Origin of the sequence: Mesorhizobium sp., from assembly GCF_004962245.1 — a bacterium.
In the GTDB taxonomy this organism is placed as follows: Bacteria; Pseudomonadota; Alphaproteobacteria; order Rhizobiales; family Rhizobiaceae; genus Mesorhizobium.
This window is the reverse complement of the sequence record NZ_SUHQ01000011.1, coordinates 185,457-193,308: the sequence shown is the minus strand read 5'-3', so window position 1 is coordinate 193,308 and position 7,852 is coordinate 185,457. Positions and strand designations below refer to the sequence as shown.

The following is a 7,852-nucleotide window of genomic DNA, read 5'->3' as shown; positions in this document are numbered from 1 at the left end:
GTCTTCATTCCGATCAGCGGCTGGATGGCCGACCGCTTCGGCGCCAAGAACGTGTTTCGGGCGGCGATCGCCGTGTTCATCGTCGGTTCCGTCGCTTGCGCCGTGTCCAATTCGCTGCCGGCTTTCGTGGTGTCGCGCTTCGTGCAGGGCATTGGCGGCGCCATGATGACACCGGTGGGGCGGCTTGTGCTGGTGCGCGCCACGCCGAAAAGCGAGCTTGTCGCCGCCATGTCCTGGCTGAGCATTCCGGCGCTGGTCGGGCCGCTCGTCGGGCCGCCGGTCGGCGGTTTCATCACCACCTATTTCACCTGGCACTGGATCTTCCTGATCAATGTGCCGATCGGGCTGATCGGCATCTGGCTCGCCACGCGCTTCCTGCCGGAAACCGAATCGATACAGACGCCGCCGCTTGACTTCATCGGCTTCGTGCTGAGCGGGCTGGCGGCATCGGGCATCGTGTTCGGTCTGTCGGTGGTCAGCCTGCCGGCTTTGCCGCCGATTGCCGGCTTCCTCACCGTGGCTGTCGGGCTGATGTCGGCCGCGCTTTACCTCCTGCATGCGCGCCGCGCCAGGACTCCGCTGCTGGCGCTCGAACTGTTCCGCAACCAGGTGTTCCGCGCCTCGGTCCTCGGCGGCGGACTGTTCCGCATCGGCATCGGCGCCGTGCCCTTCCTTTTGCCGCTGATGTTCCAGATCGGCTTCGGGCTGACGCCGTTCCAGTCGGGAATGATCACCTTCGTGGCGGCGGTCGGCGCCATCGGCATGAAATTCGTCACCGCGCTGATCTTCAGGGTCGCCGGGTTCCGCCGTGTGCTGATATCAGGCTCGCTGATCGCGGCGGCGTCGATCGCCATCAACGGCCTGTTCACGCCGGAGACGCCTTATCTGCTGATCCTCGCCGCCCTGCTCGTCGGCGGCTTCATTCGTTCGATGTTCTTCACCGGCATCAACGCGCTTGCCTATGCCGAGATTTCGACCGCCGACACCAGCCGGGCAACGCCGATCGCCGCGGTCTTCCAGCAACTGTCGATCGCACTCGGCGTGGCATTGGCCGGCGGCATCCTGGAAGTGTCGACGACAATCCATGGCGGGCCGCTGATGCTGAACGACTTCCACATCGCGTTCTTCATCGTCGCGGCCGTCTCGGCGGCCGCATCGCTGTCGTTCCTACGGCTGGCGCCTGATGCCGGCAACGCCGTGTCGGGACATGGCGGGCTGACAGCGCCGAAGGCGCTGGAGGTAAGCCCGCCGGGGTCGTAGGCTCCCTCCTTCTCCCCTTGTGGGAGAAGGTGGCCGAGCGAAGCTCGGTCGGATGAGGGGTGTTCCAGCTTGGCATCGCCGTGTTCCGTCCAACACCCCTCATCCGGCTCGGCGCTGCGCGCCGATCCACCTTCTCCCACAAGGGGAGAAGGGAAGGCGCTAACCCTTAAAATCCTTCGCCAGCAGATAAAGCTCCACCGACTCATCGCGCGAGGCGGGCGGCTTGACGTGATGGACCGAGCGGAAATTCTGTTTGAGCCTGGCGAGCAATTCGTTCTCGGCCCCGCCCTGAAAGGTCTTGGCGAGGAAATGGCCGCCCGGCTTGAGCACCGACAGGGCGAAGTCGGCCGCCACCTCGCACAGATACATGGTGCGGATGTGATCGGTCCGGCGATGGCCGGTGGTCGGCGCGGCCATGTCGGACAAAACGATGTCCGGCCGACCGCCCAGCGTTTCGGCGAGCTTTTCCGGCGCCTGCGGATCGAGGAAATCCATCAGCAGCACCGGCGCGCCGGGCACCGCATCCATTTCGAGATAATCGATGCCGACGACATGCGGGTGTTCGGCCGTCGATTTCGTGCGCGCGGCGGCGACCTGGCACCAGCCGCCGGGCGCCGCGCCAAGGTCGATGACCTTCATGCCGGGCTTGAGCAGATGATGCTTGTCGTCGATCTCGATCAGCTTGTAGGCCGCGCGCGAGCGGTAGCCGTCGGCCTTGGAGCGCTGGACGTAGGGATCGTTGATGTGGCGCTGCAGCCAGCGGCGCGACGATTCCTTCAGGCCGCTTTTCTTCTTGATCCGCGTCTTCAGCACGCGAATGCCGGCGGAGCCTGGCTTTTCCGGTTTCTTGGTCATTGCTTGATTACTTGTTTGAGCATGATCTCCAGCGAAAACCGGTTGCCACTTTTCGGGATCATGCTCTGCCACGCCCATTGTTGCGCCAGACACCGTCGTCGGCCATCAATTCGCTCAATATCCCCTCGCGCAGGCCGCGGTCGGCGACGCGCAGCCTTTCCGACGGCCACATCGCGCGGATCGCTTCCAGGATGGCGCAGCCGGCCAGCACCAGATCGGCGCGATCGGCACCGATGCAAGGGTTGGCGACGCGCTGCTGAAAATCCCAGCCGACCAGCTTCTCGACCATGCGGTCGACGCTGTCGCGGTCCATCCACAGCCCGTCGACCCGACGGCGATCGTAGCGTTCCAGGTCAAGGTGAACGCCGGCCAGCGTCGTCACCGTGCCCGATGTGCCGAGCAGGTGAAATTTCGGGCTGGCCAGCACATGGCTCAGCCGGTCGCGCCCGTCGAAGGCATGCAGGCGCACGGCCACATCCTCGACCATGGCGGCGAAAACCTCGCGGGTGACGGTGCGGCCGCCGAAGCGCTCGGCCAGCGAGACCACGCCGACCGGCAGCGACGTCCAGGAGACGATGTGGTTGGCGAGCCTCGGCGAGCGGTGGCCGGTGAGATCGATCAGCGCGATTTCCGAGGAGCCGCCGCCGATGTCGAACAGGACGACGCCTTGCGTGTCGCGGTCGACCAGCGAGCCGCAGCCCGAAACCGCCAGCCGCGCCTCGGTCTGACGGTCGATGATCTCGAGCTTCAGGCCCGCCTCGCGTTCGACGCGGTCGAGGAACTCGGCGCCGTTCGCGGCCGTGCGGCAGGCTTCGGTGGCAATCAGCCGGGCTTTCCTGATCTTGCGGCCGCGCAATTTGTCGCCGCAGATCTTCAGCGCCTCGACCGCGCGGTCCATAGCGGGCTGCCCGAGCCGGCCATTTGCGGTGAGGCCCTCGCCCAGCCTGACGATGCGCGAGAAAGCGTCGATGACGCGGAACTGACCATGGCGCGTCGGCACCGCCACCAGCAGCCGGCAATTGTTGGTGCCGAGGTCGAGCGCGGCAAACACCGGCAGTTCCTGCATCGGCGGGCGGCGAACATCCTGCTCCGGCCTGCCTGGCGTAGCCGAGGGCAAGGGCGCGACGATCGCCTCGGGCGGACGGCTGGCCGGGTTGTTGGTAGCGGCGGGCGCCGACAGTCCGGCCGCTACGAACTGCGCGTCATCGCGCGCGAAAACCTTGCGGCCGCGCCGACGCTTGCGCCGCTTCCTCGTCTTGGCCTTCTGATTCTGGCCATTCTGGTGCTGGGACGCGTCGCCTGCCTGGCCATGACCTGACCAAGGCTGCACCGGGCGGCCATTCTGCCAGCCGGCGGATGGGCTTGCCTGGCCTGAAGGCGGCGGCGAAGCCCCGGACACGCCCACTTCCGGCGCGCCGGCGCCGGTGTCGTGGTCTTCCACTGTTCGTTCCTTCCGGCGCCGCGCGAACCGGAGACCGGACGCAGCAGGCGCTTCATGTGTTCCAAGTTGCCGCCAGACTAGCAGCGCCGGGCCGGATCACCAAGAGCGCATGGGTCGAATTTTGGGGTGGCGACGTTGGTGATCCCTTCTCCCCTTGTGGGAGAAGGGAAGATGCCAGCGCCGCAGCGCACCTTGCCGGTTGAATAGCCGGCTTCGATAAGGCATTTCTGAAATGAAGGGGATGGAACATTCGGAATCGCGCACAATTCTGCTGAAGCGAGCCGAAAATAGGCAACGGGCGGCAACGCATGATCGCTACATGATGAATTGGAGGCGCTATTTCTGGCCGATCGTCGGCATTGCGGCGGTCGTCTTCTCGTTGTGGCTGCTGCTGCACGAGCTGCGCGGCATCTCGCTCGACGATGTCTGGGACGGCATCGTCGCCATCCCTGCCCGTGGTTGGCTGCTCGCCGCGCTGAGCTCGGTCATCGCCTATGCGTCGCTTGCCGGCTACGACCACATCGCGCTCCTGCATATCGGCAGACGAGTATCGTGGCTGTTCGTCACCTTCTGCTCCTTCACCACCTATGCGCTGTCGCACAATATCGGCGGCTCGGTATTTTCAGGCGCGGTGATCCGCTACCGCGCCTACGGAACCAGGGGCCTGACCGGCAAGGATGTCGGCATTCTGGTGGCGATCTGCTGGATCACCTTCGTGCTGTCGACGGTGCTCGTCTCGGGCATCGTGCTGGTGCTCGAACCGGAGATCATCGACCGTTTTTCCGGCGCGCCACACCATGGCCTGGCCATGGCCGCGGGCATTGCCATGCTGCTCCTGGTGGCGGCCTATGTCTTCGGCAGCTGGCTGCATCTCAGGCCGCTGAAGATCGGCAGCTTCCAGGTCCATTATCCGGCCCTGCCGATCGTCGCGCGGCAATTGCTGATCGGCCCGATCGAGCTTCTGGCGGCGGCGGCGATCATTTTCTTCGGCCTGCCCGTATCAGGCAATCCAGGCTATTTCGTCGTGCTCGGCGTCTTCCTGGTGTCGTTCTCGATCGCGCAGATCTCGCATGCGCCGGGCGGGCTCGGCGTGTTCGAGGTCGTCTTCCTGGCCGGCCTGTCGCATATGGACCCGGTCGGCGTGCTCGCGGCACTGCTGGTGTTCCGGCTGTTCTACCTGATCATCCCGCTGGTGATAGCGCTCGGCGTGGTGCTGTACTTCGAGCACTCGCAGCTCGGCCGGGGTGGGGGTTGAGACGCGGCACCTGAAACACCGCGATCGAAACGCGCTGATTGAAATGCCTTCGGCAGGCTTGACTATTTTCCGGCGGCGGCTACAAGGCACGCGCGGCGCCATCGCCGCCCTGCCCGCGCGGTTTTCTTCAACCGCGCCTGCTGGGGAATAGGTTAACGGTAGACCCACGGACTCTGACTCCGTTAGTCCTGGTTCGAATCCAGGTTCCCCAGCCAGTCATCTATCTTTTAATAAAACCAATCATTTAGCCTGTTACCCAGTCGCCTCTGCCATGGTCGACCAACCTCCGAATTAACCGGAGCGGTTCATCCAAAACCCCTTCAGCGTAGGCGCAGTCAGCTCGCAGTGCGCAGACGCCGAGATCGAACAAAAGCCTTTAGTCCGTCGGAATCCAACGCATGTCCGAAGGCATAACCCTGCAATATGTCGCAGCCCAGGCTCTTGAGTATCCGTGCGTGCTCCATCGTCTCGACACCCTCCGCTACGACCTCGATACCCAGGGACTTGCCGATTTCAATGATCGACAAGACGACCTGCCTTCGTTGCGGCGACTTGACAATTGGGATGACCAGCTGGCGATCTATCTTCAGCCGGCGAGGCTGCAGCTTGAGCAGGCTGACTATGGAAGCATAGCCAGTACCAAAATCGTCTATTTCCACGTCAATGCCGAGTTCTTTTATCTGCTCAACATTCCAGGTAACCAAATCATCATTTTCGTCGAGGAAAATTGACTCGACGAGCTCGAATGCTACTTTTCCCTTCTTGATATTTAGTTTCTCAAGGCTCTTTATTAGCTCTTCATCCTGAAGGCGTCGTGCCGAAACGTTGACCGATACCCGCGGAATGTGAATATTCGCAGCAGACCACCCTTCGAGATCCAAAAGCGACTGCTCCAATATGGTTCTATCGATGATCGAAACGACATTCAGTTCTTCCGCAATCCTCAGGAAGACATCGGGCGCCAAAATGCCTTTCTCCGGATGTCTCCATCGCGCCAGCGCCTCAACCCCAACAATTTCGAGCGTTTTTGCGTCAAATTGCGGCTGGTAAAAGGGAATGAACTCGTTGCGCTCAAGGCCGCCGAGAATTTCGTCGGCGGTCCGTTTCGTGTCGACGATTTCGCTTTGCATCGCCTCGGTGAAGAATTCGTATCGATTGCGCCCACGGCTCTTTGCTCGATAAAGCGCGATGTCAGCATTAACCAGCAGGTGTTTGGCTACGACATCTTTTCCGTTATCGACAGCGATTCCCACGCTCACCCCAAAACGGCACCGATGGCCCTGATAGTAGACGGGTTCCCGCATCTGGCTGATGACGCGGTCAGCGAGGAGCGTCAGTTGCCTGATATCGTCATGCACCACGCACAGGACGATGAATTCGTCTCCTCCGATCCGAGCGACGAATCCCTCAGCATCGACGTTGGATCGGAGGACAGCCGACGCGTGAACAAGCATTGCGTCGCCTGCGGCGTGGCCAAGCGTATCGTTGATGTGCTTGAACCGATCCAGATCTATATGAAGCAGTGCCGCATATCCGCCGACGCGCCTGGCGTTTGCTGCGTAATCTTCCAGCACCTGGTCTAGATAGCGCCGGTTCGCCAAACCGGTCAACGAATCGTGGAGCGCAATGTGCTCTATGCGCGCCTTGGCCGCCTCGAGTTCCGCATTTTTCGACTCGGAAAGCTGTTTTGCGCGAACCAGATCCTTGTTCAACAGGACATCGGCTGTCACATCCCATTCGGCGCCGATCATTTTCGGGGTGTCGTTTGCGACCCGGTGAATTATCGCCTTGGATCGGACATGACGAATCTCACCATCCGGCCGAATAATCCGGTACTCCGACAAATATGGTCCGCCGTCAGCCATCGCGGTGTCGAAATCGGCGTGGGCGCCAGCCACGTCATCCGGGTGGATTGCTTCCGCCCAGTCCAGGTAGCCGCGGCGCTCCCCAGTTGGTTTGCCGTATATTTCATTGACGCGATCGTCCCACGTAAGTTCGTTGGTCGCGAGATCATGTTCCCAAACGCCAATAGCCGACGCCTCCAGAGCCAGTTCCAGGCGTCTCGACAATCGACTTAGTTCCGCATAGTTGCGCTGTCGCTCGCCAATCAGGCGACCCGCAATCAGAAAGGGGATCACAACCAACGCCCCGGCCGCCACCATGATCGCGCGCAAGAACCACGCGTTGTCGGGCGTCGAAGGCCAGCCGTTTTTGGGAATGGCTGCTATCCGCCACGAACCGGACGGGAGCAGAACGTCGGCCGTCACCGGATTGCTTTTGTCGACGCCTTCATTGCCGAAGAATTGATCTCCACTTGAACCGAGAGCGTCCTTGCCGATCAGCGCTACGTCGATCCCGAGATTATCGTCAAGCAGGCCGCTCGCCTTATAGAGGCGTTGCACGTCGACAACGGCCGAAATGATGCCCCAGAACCTTTCGGTGTTGCCCGCACTCCGTACAAAAACCGGAATACGACCGACGAAGCCTTGCCCTCCCTGCATCAAGTCGACGGGACCGGCAAGGATCAGCTTGCGCTCGTCTCGCGCCCGTAGCGCAGCCGCACGCTGCCGCTCGTCCTTGCGGTAATCGAGGCCCATTGCCTTCTCGTTGCCCGTCATCGGGTACATCAGGGAAATGACCAGATCGGGTGCGCCGGCAATGTTCCTCAATTGCGAATCTGCGCCAAACAGGCTGCTCGCGAGCGAGGCGAAGCGTTGCTGCCCCATATAGGGTTCAGTCACGACCGCAGCGACCAGTCCCTGCACCAGTTGAAGGTTTCCGTTGATGTTACCTTCGAGCTTGGCGCGGATAAGATTGACCTTGGCCAGGACATCCGCACGGGCAGCTTGGTCCGAGACGACTTTGTTCTGGTGGTCCGCGAACGCCGCGCCGATGGCAATAACCACAACGGCCATTGCCGCCGGGATATTTGCCGACGAAAAAACAGCCTTCTTAATACCGCCGAACCTAGCGCGGAAAAGAGCCAACAGGCGATTCCTCAGCTGCTATTTCAGGTTCTCAGGCCAACCCGACAATGGAAT

5 protein-coding genes and 1 tRNA gene are annotated in these 7,852 nt (G+C 61.9%); 3 read left to right on the top strand and 3 right to left on the bottom strand.

The features are described from left to right. Positions 1–1,260 (top strand): MFS transporter (locus E5X88_RS14240; protein WP_292162194.1); only part of this gene is annotated, 1,260 nt, incomplete at its 5' end. Between the two features lie 159 nt (positions 1,261–1,419). On the opposite strand, the gene E5X88_RS14235 is transcribed toward E5X88_RS14240, so the two are convergent. Beyond that, a complete protein-coding gene (locus tag E5X88_RS14235; protein WP_292162192.1) occupies positions 1,420–2,115 on the bottom strand; it encodes an RlmE family RNA methyltransferase in 696 nt (231 codons plus the stop codon). Positions 2,116–2,173: 58 nt separating this feature from the next. Then, the gene (locus E5X88_RS14230; RefSeq protein ID WP_292162190.1) at positions 2,174–3,556 is read right to left on the bottom strand and encodes a Ppx/GppA phosphatase family protein; all 1,383 of its coding nucleotides are present in this window, start codon (positions 3,554–3,556) and stop codon (positions 2,174–2,176) included. Between the two features lie 322 nt (positions 3,557–3,878). Between E5X88_RS14230 and E5X88_RS14225 the strand changes: the two genes are divergently transcribed. Continuing rightward, positions 3,879–4,811, top strand: coding sequence for a lysylphosphatidylglycerol synthase domain-containing protein (locus E5X88_RS14225; protein WP_292162218.1), 933 nt, complete (start codon positions 3,879–3,881; stop codon positions 4,809–4,811). Between the two features lie 141 nt (positions 4,812–4,952). Next, a tRNA-Gln gene (locus E5X88_RS14220) sits at positions 4,953–5,026 on the top strand. A 120-nt stretch (positions 5,027–5,146) separates the two neighbouring features. Here the strand turns inward: E5X88_RS14220 and E5X88_RS14215 are convergent. Continuing rightward, positions 5,147–7,726: an EAL domain-containing protein gene (locus E5X88_RS14215; protein ID WP_292162216.1), complete on the bottom strand. Its 2,580-nt coding sequence runs from the start codon at positions 7,724–7,726 to the stop codon at positions 5,147–5,149. Positions 7,727–7,852 lie beyond the last annotated feature (126 nt).

Bases quoted from the DNA above. Each gene is read 5' to 3' on its own strand.
- E5X88_RS14235 (WP_292162192.1), bottom strand. From the start codon at position 2,115: ATGACCAAGAAACCGGAAAAGCCAGGCTCCGCCGGCATTCGCGTGCTG.
- E5X88_RS14225 (WP_292162218.1), top strand. From the start codon at position 3,879: ATGAATTGGAGGCGCTATTTCTGGCCGATCGTCGGCATTGCGGCGGTC.
- E5X88_RS14215 (WP_292162216.1), bottom strand. From the start codon at position 7,726: ATGGCCGTTGTGGTTATTGCCATCGGCGCGGCGTTCGCGGACCACCAG.